Raw genomic sequence first — 261 nt, 5'->3', positions numbered from 1 at the left:
CAAGCGCGAGGCCGGTAAACAAGCTGAAGGGTGTCAACCAGTCGAACGCGCCGCCCGCGAAGTGGTCACCGACGACGGGAATGCCCGACAGCCATCCGCCGATGGCGACGCCCTGGAAGAATGTCGCGCCTGCCGAGCCGCCGATGAACGCGAGATCCCACCACGCTCGCGTGCGTCGCGCCTTGCCACGCAACTCGAACGCGACGCCGCGAAATATCAGGCAGATCGTCATCAACAGCAGCGGCAGGTACAGCGCTGACA

Annotated in this window: 1 protein-coding gene; it reads right to left on the bottom strand. The window is 65.1% G+C overall.

The annotated features are described in order from the left end of the window. The coding region (locus SB689_RS23430) for a cytochrome d ubiquinol oxidase subunit II (RefSeq protein ID WP_410694449.1) at nt 1–261 on the bottom strand (261 nt) is incomplete at both ends.

Source organism: Chryseobacterium sp. SIMBA_038, from assembly GCF_046535115.1.
Classification (GTDB): domain Bacteria; phylum Bacteroidota; class Bacteroidia; order Flavobacteriales; family Weeksellaceae; genus Chryseobacterium.
Note: the sequence above shows the minus strand (reverse complement) of the source record. Positions and strands in the feature narration are given on the sequence as shown.